Raw genomic sequence first — 20,303 nt, forward strand, 5'->3', positions numbered from 1 at the left:
TATGTAACTGCCTGCATACAATTATCACTTTATCCTCTCATTGTAATGCGGTGGTTTTTGGCGTTCTGTATTGCATTTACCCCTCTTTGATAAGACGATAAATGTAACGTTTACGATTATCAGTGTTTTCATCACTGCGCTATTCACAGCATAGCGTCAAGGAGTCAATTTATGTCCTCTGAGTATCGCGACCAAACAAACGCGAATATCAAAAATTCAGTGCCCACAGCAATGAGCGAGGAGATGAAACACGCCATATCAACGCGGCCCACTCCAACCGTTCAGCACGTTAAGCGCGTAACACCCGAAACCTATCATGAATGGCTTGAACTCATTCAAAAAACCAATGCCGACCAAAAAAAGAAAATAAAGAACATGCGAAAGGCTTTCGCTGTAACGGTGTCTAAAGAAACGATTAATGGTGTAACGGTTCGAGTGGTGACACCTGAACACATGTCGCCCGAATTTGAAGATCGCGTGTACATTGATGTACATGGGGGCGCATATGTTTTTTTCGCAGGCTTACCCAGTATCGAAGAGGGGATACTGATTGCGGTTCGCTTAGGTATCAAAGTTATCTGTATCGATTATCGCATGCCGCCGCTTGCGCCTTCTCCCGCAGCAAGTGACGATATATTCAGTGTCTACATTGCCATGCTAAAGACATATTCAGCGAAGCGGATTTTTATGGGTGGTACTTCAGCGGGGGCGAGTTTAGTACTTACACTAGTACAACGCCTCGTTAAAGACGCGCTTCCGCGTCCGGTAGCGATTTACATTGGAACGCCATGGGCCGACCTAACCAAAACCGGTGACACGTTATTCACTAACGAGGGCATAGACAGAATCTTATTAACCTATGATGGGCTTTTAGCGGCTGCAGCGAAGCTCTATGCCGGTGATACACCGCTCGATCATCCTTCTATCTCTCCTTTATACGGCGCATTTGAGCATTTCCCGCCCACATACTTAGTGTCTGGAACTCGCGATATGTTTTTAAGTGATACGGTAAGAGTGAATAGGGGGCTCCGCGATGTTGGGGTAAAAACGACGTTAGATGTTTACGAGGGGTTGTCTCATGCAGACTACCTAGTGGCGCATGGTACGCCTGAATCACGTGCATGCTATTCAGAGATAAAACAGTTTTTTATAGAAAGCCTTGGTGAAAAGCGGGAAACGCGCCAATACACCGATTAGCGCGCTCTGCAAAGGGGATTATGAACCAAAAATGACTACCAGTATAGCGGCTAGGGCGCCGAAGCCCGCTATTTTGAGGCCATTTTTATACATAGGAAGTTTAGGGATGAACATTAGAAACGCCGATATTACAAAGAATAAAAGACCGATACCGAATGCGATATTCAAAAAGAACAATGGGCTGTTGTTTGTCGCTTTATGCAACTTTACCATTTTAGATAAAACAATAGGGTAGTCTTTATTCGTTATTGTTGCCGCACCGGTTCCTTTATCATATTCGCCCATATTGAGCGTAATGCTGGTCTCGTTCTCATCGAGAATTTTTAGCCCTTTCACACGCAGTTCAGTAGACAGTGATTGTGACGTTAATCCCGGCGTCAATTGGCTAACTTGCGTGTACTCGTACTTTAAAAAGTCGGTAGGGCGGAATATTAGAAGAATACCGCTTGTTGCGTATACACCCATAATACCCGCGAGGAAGAAGCCTAACCAGCGGTGGTATTTACGAAACGCCATATGAAGTTTTGGTGATGCCATTATTTTTTCTTAGTTGAAGTATGTGAGGTACGTTATAAACGAGAATGCATCTTATTTAAAGAGTATAGAGTGTAAAGTTTAGGTAATTGTTACGCATATCGTAGCGTACCTCCCTATCTGAAGGCGTCGGGTTACATGTCATGGTCAAACATGTGGGTAAAATACCATGTCGGGTTGATGGCGGTCGAACGTTACACGCTCTATGTGCTTTTGTGTACCATCAATTCACAGTTTTGCGCGTAATTTGGTACACTGAATTGTGTGTAGTGAATAACGACGGGAACCAGGTACCTTATTTATGACTGACATTATTTTGCTGGGTCAAAATTTTCTAGCGCTCTTCATGGAGTCTGCGCCTTGGTTACTGCTCGGTTTGTTGGTTGCAGGAATAATGCATGAACTGGTTCCGGTATCGTTATTAGAAAAACACATGGGTAACCCATCAACGGGCGCAATCGTGAAAGCGGCCATAATCGGTGCTCCTTTACCGCTATGCTCATGCGGCGTTATACCCGCCGCACTTGGATTACGACGAAGCGGTGCATCTAAACCATCCACGATTTCATTTCTTGTCTCTACGCCAGAAACGGGTGTGGATAGTGTGTCAGTATCCTATGCGTTATTAGGGCCTCTGTTTGCTATTGTCAGGCCTATTGCTGCAATTATCAGTGCAATATATGCAGGGCTGATGGTGAAGTGGTTTGATGGCGATAGCACTTTGCCTAGCCAAGTAACGAGTTCGAAGGAGAATACGTCGTGTTGTGCTAAAAGTCTTCCTGTTGTTAATGACGCATCGTGTTGCGACAAGCCTACGCTCGAAGTGTCGTCATCATGTTGTGAAACAGAAGGTCAAGAACACGCGCATGATCACTCGAGTAATCAGGCACTCCCCCTTTTTTCAAAAGTATCTAAGGTGTTGTCCTATGCAAGTGGCAAGCTATTAAGCGATATTGTCGTATGGCTACTGATTGGCCTTGCCCTCGCCGCGGGTATTAAAACATTCGTTCCTACTGATTTTTTAACGCAGTGGGGCGACGGGTTAGTTGCCATGTTGGTAATGGCGGTTATTGGTGTCCCAATGTATATTTGTGCCACGGCGTCGACGCCATTGGCCGTGGGGTTCATTGCTGCCGGCCTTTCGCCAGGTGCAGTGCTTGTTTTCTTAATGGCAGGCCCTGCTACCAATATTTCGACCATGGGAATGATTAGGCAGGAAATGGGCAGTAAAACGCTGTTGCTCTATTTATTTAGCGTGATTTCAGCCAGTATCGGTTTCGGTTATATGCTGAATTATGCGGTTGATCTATTTTCATTATCCTATCTTGTTACCACACAAAGTAGCATGCACGAACATGGTGCGAGTATTCAATTGATTTACGCCCTCAGTGCGCTTGTCCTCGCCGCGCTTATGGCAAGGTTAGGGGTACGGGCTTTTATCGCGAAGCGAAACGTTGCGCGTGAAGCTCAAGCATCCTGTTGTCACTGAAGTATGCAATTTTACAGTGTAAACAATGTGTTCAGTGCGTTATTTAAATTAAATCGGGATAGTGGCTTGTAACTTACACCCTCTAACGCATAATAACGCTTTGGCTTGTTGCCACACCATCGGAAGGATTAATGTTTTTACTCGTTGTATATGTGTTTATCGCGCTAGGCTTTTCTTTTTTATGCTCTATCGCTGAAGCAGTGATCCTCAGTGTATCGTCGGCTTATATCTCGGTACTCGAAAAAGAGAAGAGACCCAGCGGTGCTTTGCTGAGAAAGCAAACTGATAATATTAATACCCCGCTGTCAGCTATTCTAACATTGAACACTATCGCTCATACGATGGGAGCTGCAGGTGCGGGTGCTCAGGCAGCAAGCGTGTTCGGCGAGGCGTATTTAGGTATAATTTCTGCCGTATTAACACTGCTTATTCTCGTCTTTTCAGAAATTATTCCCAAAACAGTAGGTGCAACCTATTGGCGAGCATTGGCGCCCGTTACCGCTTATTTCTTAAAATACTTGTCTATCATTCTCATGCCATTTGTTGCAATGTCAGCATTGCTTACTCGAAGTTTCAAAGAGGATAGCCCTCTGCGTGGCTTAAGCCGAAACGAACTTCATGCAATGGCCGAGTTGTCGGGGCAAGAAGGCCAACTTGCTACCCATGAAGCGGCTTTTTTACAAAGTTTGTTGAGTCTTCATGAATTGCGGGTGAAAGACGCGATAACCCATCGAACCGCGATGTTTTCAGTCTCTGAACAATTGTCAGTCGAGGCCTTTTTTCATAAACACGCACAAATAGAGTTCTCGCGCATTCCTATTTATGAAGACAACGACTCTGAGAACATCACAGGATATGTCATGCGTTCAGATTTGCTTGTGGCACAAGCAAGGGGCAACACCGATAAGCTATTGTCTGAATATGGGAAAGATATGGTCACGGTGCTTGGAACTATGCCATTGTCAGTCACCTTTGACCATTTTATAAAGAAACAAGTGCATATGCTTTTAGTGGTCGATGAGTACGGCGGCCTAGAAGGTATACTCACGTTAGAAGACTTGCTTGAGCGTTTACTTGGTGTCGATATTATTGATGAAAAAGATACGACAGTCAGTATGCGCAGGCTGGCAAAAATGATGTTGCGTCGCAAGGAAAAAATGTTGATAAAAAACCTTCCTGATGCGTCGCTTGATGATCAGAAAGAGAAGAAATAATCTAACTTGCCGTTAACGGTACGGCTGTGCTAAAACTTGATGTACTAGCCGCAAGGCCCTAAAAATAAAGTTTGAATGGAATTGTTACTTAAGGATGAGAGTATGAAAACAGTAATTGCGTTAATAACACTAGGTAGCGCTTTTAGCGCATTCGCACAGGCGCCACAGGAATATGTCGCCCCCTGCATTGAAAAAGAAAACCAAGTACTAGAACAGACGGCCCCAGAGCAGGTTAAGCAAATAACCGCCTTTACCCCCGCTGAAACTGTTAAACGCGTTAACCCCGAATACCCCAGAGCTGCCGCTAAAAGCGGTAAGGAAGGCTGGGTAAAAATGAGTTATGTTATTGACGAAACAGGCAGGGTAAAAGACCCGATTGTTGATGACTTTGGTGGTGATCGACGCTTTGTTAAAAAAGCGGTTAGTGCACTTGAACGCTGGACGTTTAACCCTGCCATGAAAGATGGAAAGCCAACCCAACAATGCGAGCAGCAAGTTCAGTTTGATTTCGTATTAGATCAAAAACCAGGTGCAAGACGCACGTTTATTAAACGTTATAAAAACATTGATGCGCTCATTAATAACGGCGAGCTAGAAGCTGCAACGTTGGCGCTCGATGAGCTTCATGAACAAACTGAGGCCAATCGCTATGAAAATGCATGGTTATATAGTTTAGATGCTCGCTTGGCCAATGAATTAGACCAACCTCGACGGGAGCGTCAAAGCTTATACCGAACTATTGCCTCAAGCCGAACGCATAAAGAAGGTAGCGCCGCTTTCAATGATGAGTATATGGCGTATATGTATCAACGCCTATTCATTTTAAATGCAAACTTTGGTTATTACTCAGAGGCATTGCAAGCGGTAGATGAATTGAAAGCATACGCTGGACAAGAGGAGCGAGTTGCTCAGCTTTCTAATTATGCTGAAAAGTTAACCTCACATATTGACTCAAAAGAGAACATTCAAGTGTCTATGCAGATCGGTGAGAACGGACACGCATTTCATACGCTGGTTAGAAATAGCTTTGCTTTTGCCGACATTAACGACAATGTCGACACGGTTGAAGTGCGATGCAATACACATAGAGAGAAGTTTACGGTTGCTGAAGAGCATATTTGGCATATCCCGGCGTCATGGGGAGAATGTCGCGTATTGGTGAAAGGCCGTGAAAATGCCTCGTTTAATTTGGTTGAGGTAGCAAACGTTGATGCTAATACCTAAGGGTAAATGCTAGCTGGATAGTATTTTCGCTAAATGTTTCGGTAGGCTGGAAAAAGGCTAAATTCGCTTGCCTACCGTTGTTCCATTGCCACTCGCCAGACACAGAAGCATAGTCATTAATCTGATACGTTGTGTTGAGCGTAATCGCTTGCCCTTGGCTTGCGTTGGGGTCATTGGGCTGATCATCTTTATCTATAACATGGTACCAATCTACTCTGGCTGAATGCGTAAATGACCGCACGGTATACGCGGTTGCCAAGAACGCACTATAAAAATCGTTATTAACAATGTTATCGCCCATAATGGTATTACCGGCCATCGCTTGAGCAAACACGGTAATATTGGTCGATACTTGATGCTTAGCGGTGAACGAATGAAAGCGTGTTCGCCATGCATAGAGCCGATCAGAATCTAAAACATTTGGATCGGCGCGGTTATCGTAAAAGTAGTACTTAACTTCATATTGCCTTTTGTAAGCCGCATGGGCGCCAATATAGTATCCAACGCGCTTATCTATTTCTCTGAAGGGTTCGGTCCAGGCAGGCGCGTTAAAACCCTCTTCTGATACTACCCAAGGAATAGGCAAAAAATTTACTCTCTCGTTATAGAGTGATTGCCTGTCATGAAGCGCAAAACCGCGCCACGCAATAAGCGTCCCGGTTGTGTCGTTGCCTTTAAATACGCTGCCTAGCAACTTCCACGACCAGGGGCTGTTCACTTGCCGACCATTTTGACGAATACTGGTTTCAATCCCTCCGACTCTTAATTCTTCACCTATCCAGCTGTTGATGGCAGAGTTTGATAAAAAATGGGGAGACAACCAGCCCAATGCGGTATTTTCTGCGGAAAGAGAAGGGTAAAAGGCCCCTATTTTTATTTCTGGCTTTACGGTTGAAGCAACCAGCGGGCGATATTTAAGATAGAGTTGGCTGATGCCAAGCTGTTGCTCACCATCGCTGTAGGCGTTTGCTACGGCATGTACATGCCAATTATTACCTATTACCAGCGACGTATCTATAACCGCTTGAGAGAGCGCCAGGTGCTCACCATCAAAACGTTGGTGGCTACTGCCATTACTTTGAAAACTTGGGGCGTTACTTGATAAAGCACTTACTCTTAATAATGCTTTCGTCTCAGCAAGAGTATTAGCGCTTACCATCATTAGCAATGTGATAAACGCACGCTTTTTCATTAGTAATCACCGAAGCCGTCATCGAAGCCGTCATCACTAATAATGGCCTGTTTTAATCGCAGGGTAACTGTTGTCGAGGTATCAAGGGTCAGCGTATCACTTTCAAACGGTGCGGCTTGTGGGGCTAGCGGATGCCAGAAGCTGACGTTATACGTACCTTTTGGCAATGACGTTATTGTGCTGTTTCCCTCCGCGGTTGTTTTCGTATAAAACGGCGAGTCAGTCACGACGATAAAGCCCAGCATCCAGTCGTGTATATTGCAGCCAATGTCTACAATGCCCGGTTGGTCGAAGCGCAGCGGATCTGAGGTGAATTCTTTATATAATTTTAATTCGAATGACTTGGTCGGCGAAAATGAATAAACATGGTGAAATAAGTTATCAGCATTTGGAAAAACGATATCTGTCCCAGACTCGACTACCAACACATGGGGCTCGAACTGCTTATCAACCTGATTCATTTCTGCCGGTATAGCGCTTTTTTCTTGCGCAGGCACAGCAAAAGTTGGCGTTAAAATGATAACGGCATCTTTAACGGGGGTGTTGTTAACATCAAAAACCTCAACAGAGAAACTAATCTGTTCTTTTGAATTGTCTAGGCTATCTGCTAGTACTGGTGACGATGATAGTAAAACGGCGGTGACAACAAGCATGTTCACTAATGCCGCTGTTAAACATCTCATATAGGTTTCCTCAACATCTCTTTTATTTAGCGTAACGCAAGTTAATAGAAAAGACCCAGAAAATGTCTATTTTCTTTCAATAATGAGTAGATAGCGGCGTTATTGCGTGTCACATTGCGTTTTCTACACCGACGAAAACTGGCGTATGAGATTGTGATAAACATGGTGAAGCTGGTCAATTTCAGCACGCTCAACATGCTCATTGTTGACTAACGATTGAATAGACTTATCTAAATCAAACAAGGTTTTGCGAATGTGTTGGTCGCTGACCATGCTTTGTATCCACGTGATGGCAGCTAGGCGTTCTCCCTTTGTTACAGGGGTGACCTTATGTAAGCTTGATGAGGGATACAAAATGGCACTGCCTGCATCACCTTTTATGCGCTGCTCACCAAACCCTGTTTGAATAACTAGCTCTCCGCCCTCGTAATCGTCTTTATCGCTCAGAAAAACGGTCATGGACATGTCGCTTCTAAGCACCTCATTGGAGTTGGGGATACGCATAATGGCAGCATCCACATGATAGCCGTAAGTCTGCGATTCACTGTAACGGTTAAAGCATGGAGGAAAGATACGCTGAGGCAGGGCTGCTGACACAACGTGGCTATTATTGCCTAGGGTAGACAGCAGCGCGTTAGCTAACTGCTGTACCTGCGGGTGAGCAGCCTCTGCTTGACCATTATTTTTAACGTCTGCTGCCATTCCCATCGCGGTGGATTTTCCATCGTTAAACGGAACCGTTGCAAGCAGGGAGCGGTATTGGCGTACTTGCTCGGCAGAAAGTAAATTATCAATAATGATCATAGTCAGCGTACCTTTTTGCTAAGTGCGTTTAGAACTCGTAATTTATCGTGCCTGTCACATTACGGCCATCACCGATATACATAAATGCGCCAGAACGATATGCTGCCGTCCAGTACTCTTCGTCAAGTGCATTACCAATATTTACGCGGAATGTAAGTGACTCTGAATGGTAGTAATTAGCAAACAAGTTTATCACTTGGTAATGCGGAACGACGATAGAATACTGACCACTATCAGCATCGTATCCTGCTGCCGTGTCGGGTTGACCACCAAACATCTCAGATTGATAGCTGTAGTCACCACCAAACGCAAACGTCTCATTAGGTTGATAGCGCAACTGTAGATAAAAACTTTTATCAGCAAAGTTGCTCAGTGCAAGCCCTACGTTGTCGGCATCATAAGAGGCAAGGACCTCTGAATCCATAATGGCTGCGGACGCTTGAACGCTGAATTTGTCGGTAATGTCGCCACTTACACCAAACTCGATACCTTCAACACGGTTTTCTCCCGTATTCAGTGTGCCCAACGTTGAGTAGGCATCGCCAACACTTTCATGCACATCGCTTTTAGTAATGCGAAAAACCGCTGCATTTGCCATTAGCTTCTCATCGAATAGCATCCATTTAGTACCAATTTCGATGTTTTCGACTTGTTCAGGATCGGCTTGTGCTGCTTGATCTGGCGTTCCGCAAAGACCACCATAACCGCAATTTGCGCCTAAGTCAGATTCGCCACCGTTAATATTCGTCGCGGTGCTGTAGGACGCGTAAAGGTTTCCGTTTTCAGTAACCTCGTAAACAAGCCCTAGATGACCATTATAGAGTTCATCAGAAAAGTCAAAGCGCTCGGTTGTGGTCTGGTTGGTATAATCGTAGCTATCAACACGCACACCAAAAAATACGTTTAATGCGTCGGTAAGTGCAAATGTATCCATCGCGTATAGTGAGTAGGTTTCGATATCAAACAACGCATCAACATTTCCACGTGTATAGGTTTTGCCCATAATGCTATTGATGTTATCCACTAAGTCGCCGTTGGCACCAATGATACAGTAGTTTTCAGACACACCACGACGCCCCGCCGTTAAACAGTTGGTGTCGTTGTTATACCCCATATTGAATACGCCGTTATCGACAGACTCTTGCGTATATTCAAAACCAAACACCCATTGGTGCTCGAATCCTGCGAACTGAGTGTCCCAAAACACATTGAATTGGGTGGTAACATAATCAACATCTTGCCACCCTTGATGATTACTTAAACGCAGCGTGTCTGCACCTGGTGCATCGGGGTCGGTGGCATCTCTTGTCGTACCGCTCATTCCTGTAGTGACATATTCGTTCTGCGTTTTACCTATACGCGTTGCGTTGTAAAACCGCACGTTATCGCTGATATCGTACTCGGTACGTAGAGTAAATGTGGTCACTTCAGAGTTTAGAAAGTCTTCATCTTGGGCATAGACAGGAATATCTTTAAGGGGTTCGCCCACGTCGCGGTTGTAATAACTTCCTAAGTCTGGCTTGTCCTTCGCGTTAAGGTAGTAAATATCACCGGTAAACGACAGTCTGTCGGTTGGTTGATTAACATAGGAAAGCTGAATACCGTCTCTATTACGCTCAATGCCTTCTCTGCCAGGCTTATCTTCAGATGCAGTCAACGCATTAATTCGAATACCACTATTCTCAGTAAGGGTCTTATTTAGGTCTACGGTAAGGCGAGTATGCTCGTCAGTGCCAATCGCCGCATCTACACGACCAAAATCATAACTGGTCGATGCTTTCTTTGTAATTGAGTTTACTGCACCACCCGATGAACCGCGTCCGGCAAATGTTGCACTTGGGCCTTTGGTAATTTCAACACGTTCCGTGGCAAAACTTTCTCGTGTTGTCATCCCTGGATCACGAAGACCATCAACAAACACATCACTGCGTGCTTCATGGCCACGAATGATATATCTATCGCCGAACGCATTACCGTTTTCCCCTGTCCCGAGTGTAACGCCTGCTTGCGCGGCCAAGATATCTTTTAGGTCGGTTTTCCCACTTTCCTGAATTTGGTCTTGGGTTAGTACGCTAATAGTTTGCGGCGTGTCGACCAGATCGGCTAAACGGCGAGGATCGCCCGATTTGTCATAGCGATATATAGATTGTTGGACACCATGAATACGAATGAGCTCAATTGCTTCATCGCTTGGCACCTGACAGGCTGTGGTGTTTTCTTCGCACTGTAGTTGTTCTTCTTGTGCTAATGCGTTGGTGCTACCGAAGGCTAACGCAGCCGCAATGGTTTGCGCACCCATGGTTAATCGTGTGTTTTTCATTATGTATTCCCTAAAGTGTGAGGCGAAGGAGTGTAAGGAATAACAAACAATAAGTAAATACAAATGATAATAATTATCATTTGGAGTTATTGAAAGGTGCCTTTAGTAAATCTGAAGAGCTAGGAAATATGGGGCAGGGAGAGTGTGACTTCAACGCCGCTGAGGTCACGTGTATTATCGAGTGAAAGTGTACCGTGGTGAAAGACGGCGATGATATTGGCAATATAAAGCCCTAAGCCTAAATGCACAGAGTGGGGAGAATGCTGACTTTCGTTCTCTTTTCGCACAGAGACCATGGAGTGCAACAGTTCTGCTTTCATTCCTTCAGGAAGGCACGGGCCAGGGTTCGTTATGGTTAATACCACCTGTTTGTCTTTGATAGTGAGTACCGTATTAATGGTGTCATTATCGCAACTAAAATCCACCGCATTTGCAATAATTTTATCAAGCATTTGCGCAATAAGGTCAGGTGAGCCTTTCACTTTCAAAGTTTGCTCACTGCGCTCAAAGGCAAACTGCCTGTGTGTATAAGCATGCCGATAGCCCTCAATACAGCCAGAAAGTACATTACCTATATCAAATATAACTTTCTCTTCGCCTTCTATAGCCTGCTCTAAACGGGACGCTTCGCTCATACTATTAAGAATGTTGCTCAATCGACTAATGCCAGATTGTGCACGTTGAATAAACACCTCTTGTTGGCTGGTGTCGTTAACGTGGGCAAGCATGTCGAGGGACGATTTAACTACAGCAATAGGTGTGCGAAGCTCGTGCGAGAGACGAGACGCCATATTTTCAAGGTATGAATTGTATTGAGTAAGACGAGACAGCACATTGGAAAAAGAACGAGAAAGATCGCCAATCTCATCGACATGTTTTGAGGGCGCAAGTACGCCAATAATCTTCCCATTTCTATCGATTATCGCTTCTGTATTATCCCGTAACGTTCTGATACGGTTAGAAATCCTGCTTGCGAACAACAGCAGCCCTAGCGTGCCTAGTAGCATGACTGCAAGGATGACATGAAACAACTGTTCTAATGCGCGGTTCCTTAAGGTACGAATGCCGTTGGTTGTTTGCTCGACAACGACCGCCCCCATAACGTCACCATCAATAAAAATAGGGTAAGCTGCTGAAAGAATAATGGCTTTATTATCGACGGAAAGTCGCCATAACGATTCCGGCTGCCCTGTCAATGCGGCGCCTAATTCTTGGCCTTCAAGTGCATAGGCCTTATCAAGTTCATCAATAAAGGCTTCAGGGGGCTTAGTCAGAATGTTGTAGTAAAGGGGTAATAGCCAATGTGTTTCAACCCATTGCCAAATTTGCGATGACGATGTTTTTCGTTCGCCTACGTTAATCCCCTCTGCGGTTTGAATATCCCCTGCACGTGCTAATACACGCTTGTGATTATCTATCACCCATACTCGCGAATCAGCATATTGTAACCCTGACAGTATGCGTTCTATTTCTGGTGATGGCGTAATGACGGTACCAAGCTCATCGATATTATTAGGGTTAGCCGTGCCAATGGCATAGTTTTTTACCCGCGTTGTGGGGTTATCTACATCAACGATAGCAAACGCGAGGGCGCCAGTGGTAAGGGCGAGCGGGAAACGAAGTTCAATGTTATAGCCACTGGCCGTTTCTTGCCATTTGCCCTGAATATTGAGGGCGTTTTCTGTGGCTCGTGAGGATGTTAAAGAAGGGGCGAGTTTGTAGGCATTAACCCATCCGCTTTCGTAAGGCGCAATGATAAACCTGACAAGCTCTCCTTCTGGAGTCACCATAGCAATAATAAGGTGGTCGCCACGTTCAACACTCAAGCTATTAGGCTGACGCCACAATAATGTATCGTCGGTTACTTCAAACATTGCGTATAAAAATTGCCCATAACGCCCCACCATATGATTAAACGATAGTGTCACAGGGGGTGATACCGCTGCATCGAAGATGTCTACTATTGCGTTTTTATCATAGCGACTAGAGAGCGAGCGTATTTTGGTCCAGTCGTTTAGCTCACCATCTAAACGTATGGGATTGGGAATAGGGGGTGCATATAAGTCTGTTCCCGGGCGCACGTCTTTGAGGTAAGCCGACTGACTATCGAACAGGGCCGGACGTTCATGGAGGGCGGTGGCAACGGCGCGAGCAGTACCAATCATGGTTTGCTCTTGCCCTATTCGCAGGTACTGTTCAAGCTCCCACACATACTTGTATCCAAGAAACGGGATAGCAAACAAAAACAGCGACAAAATAAGCAGCTGTATGCGCAATGAAAAGCGAAACGGCATAGAGAAAGTCATTAATATGGCGCTATAGTTGCCATCGGTAACCCATGCCATAAACGGTATCGATATGGTCAAATTGTGGGTCTAATTGAACAAACTTTTTTCTCATACGTTTTATATGCGACGTGATAGTCGTATCGTCAACAACCATTCGAGATTCATCCATTAACTGCTGCCGACTTTTTACGTGCCCGGGACGTTTAACTAATGCATGCAGCATCCAGAATTCGGTGACGGTCAGCAATACAGGTTCATCTTTCCAGCTTACTATCATACGTGATGCATCTAACTTCAGGGCGCCCACGCGTATTTCATCTTTCTGCGTTACGGGTGTTGTTAGTAGGTCGGTACGGCGAAATAGGGCAGCAATGCGTGCAAGTAGGTGCGCCATGCTGATGTCTTTCGTAAGATAATCATCAGCACCCATGCGAAGCCCACTGATGGTATCAACGTCATTGTCTCTGGCGGTAAAAAAGATAATCGGTAAACTTTGAGATAAGCCTCTGAGCTGCTGACACAGCATAAAGCCCCCTTCTATTTCCTCTTTTAGGCCAATATCAATAATAGCTAAGTCGGGCAATTCATGGGCGAATGAAGCTGATGCACTTGGGCGATCTTCAAATGCGTTCACCGTATAGCCGTGAGTTTTTAGCGCAACAATATAGTTTTCTCGAATAGCGGGGTCATCTTCAACAAGCGCAATCGTCTTGGGCATAACTTTATTCTCAACAACGAATGATGTGTATTCACTATACCTTTGTCACTTCTGGATTGCTTAAGTTCGGCACAAAATCCTCAACAACGCCTCATTTGTGACACATTTCCCGTAAATCGTCACCACTTTTCCTTTTTTGACTACGCGTATTGCCATTGTCTGTTGGTGTAATGCACTGAACGTTAAGTTTGTCTTAGCGTTCCCCCCTGTTTCAAGCAGTACCTTTGCGCTGTGTGATGCGTCCCCAACCATCCACAGCGCCTTTTTTATAACAGCCCCTAAACATCTATTATTCCTCTTTGTGCGAAATGCGCCTTTTTTCGTTGCCTGATAGCTTAAGCCATAACGTTTAAGACATAGCGTCGTTGGCAGTAGATATGACATAGTAAGGTTTTTAGCGTTAACGCGAACAGAAATGCGAGGGCGCAATAACCTGTAGTATGGGGTATATAACCCGCGAGGGGTGCCATTTGCCGCTAAAAAACCATGCTAAATCGAGCATTTATTCGTTCAGCGATGATATTGCGATACAATACCAATAATTCATTTTGCATGCTTCGCGTATGACGCCCAAGCAGCTTAGCACTAACACTCAACAAGCAGGCTTAACATGAAAGCGTTGGATATTCGTGGGTTAAAGAAAACCTATAAGGGTGGCGTACAAGCGCTAAAAGGGGTGGACCTAACCGTAGAGGAAGGCGATTTCTTTGCGTTACTAGGGCCTAATGGGGCAGGGAAGTCTACGACGATAGGAATTATCAGTTCTTTAGTTAACCAAACAGACGGGCAGGTATCCGTATTCGGATACGATCTACATAGCCAAAAAGAGTTGGCGAAGTCTTGTATTGGTTTGGTTCCCCAAGAGTTTAATTTCAATCAGTTTGAAACGGTGTTGCAAATCGTGCTTAACCAAGCAGGGTATTATGGTGTACCGCGCAGCATTGCTAAAGAGAGGGCGCAGAAGTACCTTGCAAAGCTAGACCTGTGGGAAAAGCGAGATGCGCGAGCCCGTGAATTATCTGGAGGTATGAAGCGTCGATTGATGATTGCCAGGGCGCTAATGCATGAGCCTAAGTTGCTTATCTTAGATGAGCCAACCGCTGGCGTTGATATTGAAATACGCCGCGCAATGTGGAGCTTCCTTGAAGAAATCAATAAGCAAGGCATCACCATCATTCTTACTACGCATTACCTTGAAGAAGCAGAAATGCTGTGTAAAAACATCGCTATTATCAACAAAGGTATCATTGTTGAGAACACCAGCATGAAAGCGCTGTTAGCCAAGCTAAATGTAGAAACCTTTGTTTTAGACATCACCACAACGCCACAACCACCAACGTTAGACGGTTTCGATACACGGTTGTTAGATGACCATACGCTAGAGGTTGATGTTGAAAAAGCCGAAGGGCTAAACCCTGTCTTCGCCCAGTTGTCTGAACAAGGCATACAGGTAATGAGCATGCGTAATAAATCAAACCGTCTTGAAGAGCTCTTTGTGCGCTTAGTTGAATCTTCAAAAGGATAATGAAAAACATGAGTAAAGCATCAGTAACAACACACACATCCGAAGAGAAGATTAACTGGTTTAAGCAAAATTACGTTGCACTTACCACTATTTGGATTAAAGAATGCACGCGCTTTTTACGTATATGGGTGCAAACGCTTGTGCCTCCAGCAATTACGATGAGCCTGTATTTTGTTATTTTCGGTAGTCTTATTGGTAACCGTATCGGACAAATGGGTGGTTTTTCTTATATGGAATTCATCGTACCCGGTCTTATTATGATGTCGGTGATCACCAACTCCTATTCGAATGTGTCCTCTTCGTTTTTCAGTGCTAAATTTCAGCGCAATATTGAAGAACTGCTTGTTTCCCCTGTGCCGACATCAGTAATTATACTGGGGTTCGTGGGTGGTGGTGTCGCTCGCGCGATCCTTATCGGCATTATTGTTACCCTGGTATCGTTATTTTTTGTCGACGTTAGCATTCACAGCCTGGCGATCATCGCTATTACGCTATTGCTTACGGCAACCCTATTTGCAACAGCAGGGCTAATTAATGCGGTATTCGCGAAAACCTTTGACGACATTAGTGTTGTGCCTACCTTTGTACTTACACCGCTAACTTACCTTGGTGGAGTATTTTATTCGCTAACACTGCTGCCAGAGTTCTGGCAAATGGTCAGCAAGGCAAACCCCATTGTGTATATGGTTAACGGATTTCGCTACGGCTTTTTGGGTGTATCCGATGTTGATGTGACCGTGTCGCTATCATTACTAGTGGGCTTTAATATTGTGCTTTTCAGTATTGCGTATTACCTGCTGAAAACCGGAAAAGGTATTCGTAGCTAATGTCAGACGGAAATTCACGGTCAATCACGACGAATCAAACTGGCGTGCATGAAAAGCTTGATGAGTTAGTATTGAAGTACAAACGGTCGACTAATTTGCGACCTATCGGAGAACATACGCAAGCCGCCTTCGATGAAGCACAAACATGGCTAAGCGATCACAATGGCCCTATCATTCTTGATTCATGTTGCGGTGTGGGAGAGAGCACAGCGCACATCGCTAAGGCGAACCCTGATTGTCGAGTAATTGGTCTTGATAAGTCAGCCTTGCGTGTGAATAAACATCAGCATTACAGTGCAGGGCAAGATAACTATCGTGTGATACGTGCCGACGTAAATGACTTTTGGCGGTTAGTGGTGAGGGCCAAATGGAACGTGGTGCAACATTACTTACTGTATCCCAATCCCTATCCTAAAAAAACACAGGTGCAAAAACGCTGGCATGCGAGTGCTGCGATGACCGACCTTATTTCAATCACGCCAAACATTGAGGTAAGAAGCAACTGGCTCATTTATGTTATGGAGTTTGCACAATCGGCAAAGCACTATGGCGTTGAAGGGCGTTTATCAGAAGTGAATAGCGCAACACCTATCACACCCTTTGAGAGAAAATATACCGCTAGCGGCCAACAATGTTGGCAGCTTGTGTGCAATTCTGAGGAAGCTGAATAATAGAGGTTGTAAGTTAATGAGGTTGTGTATTGGGTGCAGGTGGACTGAATACATAGCCTTGTGCGTAGCGTATCGGTAATGATGAGACTCGCTCTAACAGCATATCGTTTTCAATGTGCTCAGCAATAACCGTTATACCGTTGTCCTCACACATTGAGAGTAAATAATCGACATATTCATTGACCTCTTCCTGCTGGCTGTAATGGCGAATAAGGCCCCCAGCGAGTTTAATACCCCGAATCGGCAATTTCATTAAGCTTTTTATGTTGCCTGGACAGGTTCCCACATTATCGATAAACACGCCTATTCCCGCCTGTCTATTCTGTTCTACAAATCGCGCGACTTCTTTTGGGTTTGACAGTGCACTTGATGCACTTATTTCGACGCTCACGCGTTCAGGGTTTGGGTAATTCGCTAAATGGGCAATCAAGCGAGTGGTAAGCCCTTTATCTAATAAGTCCGTCGCGCTAATGTTAATGTTCCACGGTATATTGATGTTCTCAAAATAAGAGGCGCATTGGCAAAACATGCTCTCAGTAAGGGCTTGTACATGCTTGTCTCGCTCAATTAAGTATAAGAACTCACTTGGTAAAAACATTTTGTCGTTACCGGTTACTAAGCGCGCGAGGCATTCATAACGCCAAACGTGTTGGCTTTGTAAATCGATAATAGGTTGGAAATAGGGCACGATGTCGTCAACGGCAAATGCTTCACTTATTTCTCTTATCGGCATAGGCAATAGCCCCTACTTCTTTATCGTTATTAATATTTAAAATATAGCAGAGTTAACAAAAAGGGTATGCTTTGAATATGTCGAGTGGTCTGAATATTATCAAATCAACGTATTAGGGTACGATAACGTCAATTTTGTCGGATAGACCTTGGCGTGTTTCATAATCTGAGGTAAAGTTCGCAACCCGTGAAAACATTCCAACACGTTTTCATAGGTTGGTTACAACATGTTGTTGTCACGCCGGTGTGCGACCAAAACAGCCGGTATAGTTTGCATGTTTCATGCTATGTTTTACGGTTCAATGAGGTGTGTTTAGTGGGTGAAGCACAAGTTAGTCTGGAGCACCTGTTTAGGGTATTTACCAAACCTGAACACAAAGACTCAAAGATGGCACAAATAGAGCAACACTTGTCTGACAATATCTTAGATTTTTTGTCGCAGCATGTTGTTACTAAAAAGACTTCATTAGAAGAAGTAGAGAAAGACTTTTCCGATTCTAAAGTGCCCGAATCACCAGAGTTTGTGTCTACACATGCCGAAAAGTTGCTTGATAAGCTTGTCGCGCATTCGGTTAATACCTATTCTCCTTCTTTTATCGGGCATATGACGTCCGCGTTACCGTATTTTCATTTGCCACTCTCTAAATTGATGGTGGGTCTGAATCAGAATCTGGTAAAAATAGAGACATCTAAAGCGTTTACGCCTTTAGAGCGTCAAGTATTAGGCATGATGCATAACCTGGTTTATGACCAATCAGAACCTTTTTATAACAAGCACCTTCACAGTGCGAAGCATGCCTTAGGCGCGTTTTGTTCAGGCGGTACCATTGCGAATATCACCGCGTTGTGGGTAGCAAGAAACAAAATATTGGGCCCTCAGCCGGGTTTTAAAGGCGTTGCTAAAACTGGGTTGGCTGCCGCGTACCGCTTTCATAATATCAATAACTTAGGCGTAATGTGCTCAAAGCGCGGGCATTACTCGTTGTCCAAAGCGGTAGACGCATTAGGACTGGGTCGTGACCAACTTATTACATTACCCGCGCCTTATCAGACTCTTGATCCAGAAAAGGCGCTACGAGCAGGAAAGCGTTATCAAGAAGAAGGGAATAAGCTGCTTGCTATTGTAGGTGTTGGCGGAACAACCGAAACTGGTCACGTAGATCCACTCAACGAATTGGCAGACGTAGCAAAAGAGTTAGGCTGTTGGTTCCATGTTGATGCAGCGTGGGGAGGCGCCACGTTGTTTTCAGAGCGTTATAAATCAAGATTGAAAGGCATAGAACGTGCAGACTCTGTGACCATTGACGCGCACAAACAAATGTATGTGCCCATGGGTGCAGGTATGGCATTGTTTAAGAATCCACAAGACGCCAATGTGGTTAGGCATCACGCACAATATATTTTACGTGAAGGCTCAAAAGACTTAGGGGCAACCACCCTTGAAGGTTCACGAAACGGTATGGCCATGATGGTTTATTCCGCACTTCACATTTTTGGTCGTAAAGGCTACGAACTGTTGATAGACAGCAGTATCGAAAAAGCGACTGCGTTTGCCGACATGATCAATAAACATAAAGACTTTGAGCTTACAACAGCGCCCACGCTTTCGCTTCTTACATACCGAGTTTGCCCTGCCGTTGTGCAAGAAAAACTCAAACATGTTGATGCAAAAACACGACATTTGATTAACGAGAAGATAGATGCGCTAGCGGTATTAGTGCAGAAGCAGCAGCGTGAAGCAGGAAAAAGTTTTGTCTCGCGCACACGGTTAGAGGCGCCAGATTATCCTTCAAAGTGTATCACTGTATTTCGAGTGGTGTTAGCAAACCCGTTAACAAGCCACAACGATTTAGCCGCCATTCTTGCCGAGCAACATATGATTGCGAAAAAGACTAACCTTTGGAAAGAACTAGAAGCAATCGCGACAGATACTTCGTTACTTATCGCGTAATATTACAACCTTACTTACAAAAAAGCCCCGATAGACGTTGTCTGTTGGGGCTTTTTTTGTTTTGAAATACGATAATTAACAGCGTATCTGAAGATTATCAATAAGGCGAGTAGTACCCATAAATGCTGCGATTAAAATCACAATATCGGTATCCTCTTTCGATGCTGGCATAAAGGTAGACGCATTCACAATACGCACATAGTCTTTTTTAAAGCCCACACTTATCAGTTTATCTTCTAGCGCTGATGCGAGCATTTGATAATCGCGTTCACCTGCATTAATGCGCTGTTCGGTCGCTTTCATTTCGCGATATATCGTTGATGCCGTTGCTTTTTGCTCGTCTGACAAATAGCCATTACGTGAGCTCATAGCAAGCCCAGATGATTCTCTTTGGGTAGGAATGCCGTGAATAGTGATTGGCATGGATAAATCCCGCGTCATCGTACGAATGACACAGAGTTGCTGGAAGTCTTTTTCGCCAAAGAAGGCATCATCTGGTTGCACCATATTAAATAGTTTGGTGACAACGGTCGCTACGCCTCTAAAGTGACCTGGACGGCTCGCGCCGCAAAGCAAATCAGAAATGCCAGGCACTTCTACATAAGTTTGTGCGTTAAGCCCTGCAGGATACATATCAGAAACGCTGGGTAAAAAGACGGCGTCAGCACCTTCGGCGATGAGCTTAGCTTTGTCTTCTTCAATCGTACGTGGGTAGGCGTCTAAGTCTTCATTTGCGCCAAACTGCATTGGATTTACAAATATGCTTATGATTACGCGATGGTTATGGGCTTTGGCGTGCTTCACTAATTGTAAATGACCTTCATGAAGGTTACCCATGGTAGGCACAAAGCCTACGGTTTCACCATTGCGTTTCCATGAGGTAATACAGGCGCGTAGCGAAGGAATATCATTAATCACGATCATTATATATTCA

17 protein-coding genes are annotated in these 20,303 nt (G+C 44.6%); 8 read left to right on the plus strand and 9 right to left on the minus strand.

Annotated elements, in window-relative coordinates; genetic code table 11:
• Positions 1-171 precede the first annotated feature (171 nt).
• Positions 172-1,197: an alpha/beta hydrolase fold domain-containing protein gene (locus tag AC27EZ_RS14345; RefSeq protein WP_487135978.1), complete on the plus strand. Its 1,026-nt coding sequence runs from the start codon at positions 172-174 to the stop codon at positions 1,195-1,197.
• Between the two features lie 18 nt (positions 1,198-1,215).
• On the opposite strand, the gene AC27EZ_RS14350 is transcribed toward AC27EZ_RS14345, so the two are convergent.
• Complete coding sequence (locus AC27EZ_RS14350; protein WP_487135979.1) at positions 1,216-1,734, minus strand: hypothetical protein; 519 nt, start codon at positions 1,732-1,734, stop codon at positions 1,216-1,218.
• Between the two features lie 298 nt (positions 1,735-2,032).
• Here AC27EZ_RS14350 and AC27EZ_RS14355 point away from each other — a divergent pair, with 298 nt between their 5' ends.
• The 3 genes from AC27EZ_RS14355 (at position 2,033) to AC27EZ_RS14365 (ending at position 5,658) form a co-directional block, all read left to right on the plus strand.
• A complete protein-coding gene (locus AC27EZ_RS14355) occupies positions 2,033-3,220 on the plus strand; it encodes an SO_0444 family Cu/Zn efflux transporter (protein ID WP_487135980.1) in 1,188 nt (395 codons plus the stop codon).
• Between the two features lie 131 nt (positions 3,221-3,351).
• The gene (locus tag AC27EZ_RS14360) at positions 3,352-4,434 is read left to right on the plus strand and encodes a CNNM domain-containing protein (protein WP_487135981.1); all 1,083 of its coding nucleotides are present in this window, start codon (positions 3,352-3,354) and stop codon (positions 4,432-4,434) included.
• A 102-nt stretch (positions 4,435-4,536) separates the two neighbouring features.
• On the plus strand, positions 4,537-5,658 hold the full coding sequence (locus AC27EZ_RS14365) for an energy transducer TonB (RefSeq protein WP_487135982.1): 1,122 nt from the start codon (positions 4,537-4,539) through the stop codon (positions 5,656-5,658).
• Here the strand turns inward: AC27EZ_RS14365 and AC27EZ_RS14370 are convergent.
• The 6 genes from AC27EZ_RS14370 to pdsR form a co-directional block, all read right to left on the minus strand.
• Positions 5,648-6,850 carry a hypothetical protein gene (locus tag AC27EZ_RS14370; RefSeq protein WP_487135983.1) on the minus strand — a complete coding sequence of 401 codons (1,203 nt, stop codon included), beginning with the start codon at positions 6,848-6,850 and terminating at the stop codon, positions 5,648-5,650. The genes AC27EZ_RS14365 and AC27EZ_RS14370 overlap by 11 nt on opposite strands.
• A complete protein-coding gene (locus AC27EZ_RS14375) occupies positions 6,850-7,533 on the minus strand; it encodes a methylamine utilization protein (RefSeq protein WP_487135984.1) in 684 nt (227 codons plus the stop codon). Before AC27EZ_RS14375 ends, AC27EZ_RS14370 begins: the two co-directional genes overlap by 1 nt.
• Before the next feature lie 123 nt (positions 7,534-7,656).
• Positions 7,657-8,337, minus strand: coding sequence for a Fe2+-dependent dioxygenase (locus AC27EZ_RS14380; RefSeq protein WP_487135985.1), 681 nt, complete (start codon positions 8,335-8,337; stop codon positions 7,657-7,659).
• 28 nt (positions 8,338-8,365) lie between these two features.
• The gene (locus tag AC27EZ_RS14385) at positions 8,366-10,657 is read right to left on the minus strand and encodes a TonB-dependent receptor (protein ID WP_487135986.1); all 2,292 of its coding nucleotides are present in this window, start codon (positions 10,655-10,657) and stop codon (positions 8,366-8,368) included.
• A 119-nt stretch (positions 10,658-10,776) separates the two neighbouring features.
• Positions 10,777-12,951 carry a proteobacterial dedicated sortase system histidine kinase gene (gene pdsS / locus AC27EZ_RS14390; RefSeq protein WP_487136105.1) on the minus strand — a complete coding sequence of 725 codons (2,175 nt, stop codon included), beginning with the start codon at positions 12,949-12,951 and terminating at the stop codon, positions 10,777-10,779.
• A gap of 22 nt (positions 12,952-12,973) precedes the next feature.
• Positions 12,974-13,663, minus strand: a complete 690-nt coding sequence (gene pdsR / locus AC27EZ_RS14395) for a proteobacterial dedicated sortase system response regulator (protein WP_487135987.1) — start codon at positions 13,661-13,663, stop codon at positions 12,974-12,976.
• Between the two features lie 610 nt (positions 13,664-14,273).
• On the opposite strand from pdsR, the gene AC27EZ_RS14400 reads away from it, so the two are divergent.
• The 3 genes from AC27EZ_RS14400 to trmB are packed head-to-tail and all read left to right on the plus strand — an operon-like array spanning position 14,274 to position 16,686.
• Positions 14,274-15,188, plus strand: a complete 915-nt coding sequence (locus AC27EZ_RS14400; protein ID WP_487135988.1) for an ABC transporter ATP-binding protein — start codon at positions 14,274-14,276, stop codon at positions 15,186-15,188.
• Positions 15,189-15,196: 8 nt separating this feature from the next.
• Positions 15,197-16,015, plus strand: coding sequence for an ABC transporter permease (locus AC27EZ_RS14405; RefSeq protein WP_487135989.1), 819 nt, complete (start codon positions 15,197-15,199; stop codon positions 16,013-16,015).
• Complete coding sequence (gene trmB / locus AC27EZ_RS14410; protein WP_487135990.1) at positions 16,015-16,686, plus strand: tRNA (guanine(46)-N(7))-methyltransferase TrmB; 672 nt, start codon at positions 16,015-16,017, stop codon at positions 16,684-16,686. Before AC27EZ_RS14405 ends, trmB begins: the two co-directional genes overlap by 1 nt.
• A 13-nt stretch (positions 16,687-16,699) precedes the next feature.
• Here the strand turns inward: trmB and AC27EZ_RS14415 are convergent, their stop codons facing one another.
• Entirely contained in the window at positions 16,700-17,419 is a 720-nt protein-coding gene (locus AC27EZ_RS14415; protein ID WP_487135991.1) for an EAL domain-containing protein, read from the minus strand.
• A 315-nt stretch (positions 17,420-17,734) separates the two neighbouring features.
• Here AC27EZ_RS14415 and panP point away from each other — a divergent pair, with 315 nt between their 5' ends.
• Positions 17,735-19,369, plus strand: coding sequence for a pyridoxal-dependent aspartate 1-decarboxylase PanP (gene panP, locus AC27EZ_RS14420; protein ID WP_487135992.1), 1,635 nt, complete (start codon positions 17,735-17,737; stop codon positions 19,367-19,369).
• A gap of 75 nt (positions 19,370-19,444) precedes the next feature.
• Here panP and panC read toward each other — a convergent pair whose 3' ends face one another.
• The gene (panC, locus tag AC27EZ_RS14425; protein ID WP_487135993.1) at positions 19,445-20,293 is read right to left on the minus strand and encodes a pantoate--beta-alanine ligase; all 849 of its coding nucleotides are present in this window, start codon (positions 20,291-20,293) and stop codon (positions 19,445-19,447) included.
• Between the last annotated feature and the right edge of the window lie 10 nt (positions 20,294-20,303).

The organism is Alteromonas sp. 4NH20-0056, from assembly GCF_057539655.1.

Coding starts and splice junctions, on each gene's coding strand:
- AC27EZ_RS14350 (WP_487135979.1), bottom strand. CDS start 1,734: ATGGCATCACCAAAACTTCATATGGCGTTTCGTAAATACCACCGCTGG.
- AC27EZ_RS14400 (WP_487135988.1), top strand. CDS start 14,274: ATGAAAGCGTTGGATATTCGTGGGTTAAAGAAAACCTATAAGGGTGGC.
- trmB (WP_487135990.1), top strand. CDS start 16,015: ATGTCAGACGGAAATTCACGGTCAATCACGACGAATCAAACTGGCGTG.
- AC27EZ_RS14375 (WP_487135984.1), bottom strand. CDS start 7,533: ATGAGATGTTTAACAGCGGCATTAGTGAACATGCTTGTTGTCACCGCC.
- AC27EZ_RS14380 (WP_487135985.1), bottom strand. CDS start 8,337: ATGATCATTATTGATAATTTACTTTCTGCCGAGCAAGTACGCCAATAC.
- AC27EZ_RS14370 (WP_487135983.1), bottom strand. CDS start 6,850: ATGAAAAAGCGTGCGTTTATCACATTGCTAATGATGGTAAGCGCTAAT.
- AC27EZ_RS14345 (WP_487135978.1), top strand. CDS start 172: ATGTCCTCTGAGTATCGCGACCAAACAAACGCGAATATCAAAAATTCA.
- pdsS (WP_487136105.1), bottom strand. CDS start 12,951: ATGCCGTTTCGCTTTTCATTGCGCATACAGCTGCTTATTTTGTCGCTG.
- AC27EZ_RS14405 (WP_487135989.1), top strand. CDS start 15,197: ATGAGTAAAGCATCAGTAACAACACACACATCCGAAGAGAAGATTAAC.
- pdsR (WP_487135987.1), bottom strand. CDS start 13,663: ATGCCCAAGACGATTGCGCTTGTTGAAGATGACCCCGCTATTCGAGAA.
- AC27EZ_RS14385 (WP_487135986.1), bottom strand. CDS start 10,657: ATGAAAAACACACGATTAACCATGGGTGCGCAAACCATTGCGGCTGCG.
- AC27EZ_RS14355 (WP_487135980.1), top strand. CDS start 2,033: ATGACTGACATTATTTTGCTGGGTCAAAATTTTCTAGCGCTCTTCATG.
- AC27EZ_RS14415 (WP_487135991.1), bottom strand. CDS start 17,419: ATGCCGATAAGAGAAATAAGTGAAGCATTTGCCGTTGACGACATCGTG.
- AC27EZ_RS14365 (WP_487135982.1), top strand. CDS start 4,537: ATGAAAACAGTAATTGCGTTAATAACACTAGGTAGCGCTTTTAGCGCA.
- AC27EZ_RS14360 (WP_487135981.1), top strand. CDS start 3,352: ATGTTTTTACTCGTTGTATATGTGTTTATCGCGCTAGGCTTTTCTTTT.
- panC (WP_487135993.1), bottom strand. CDS start 20,293: ATGATCGTGATTAATGATATTCCTTCGCTACGCGCCTGTATTACCTCA.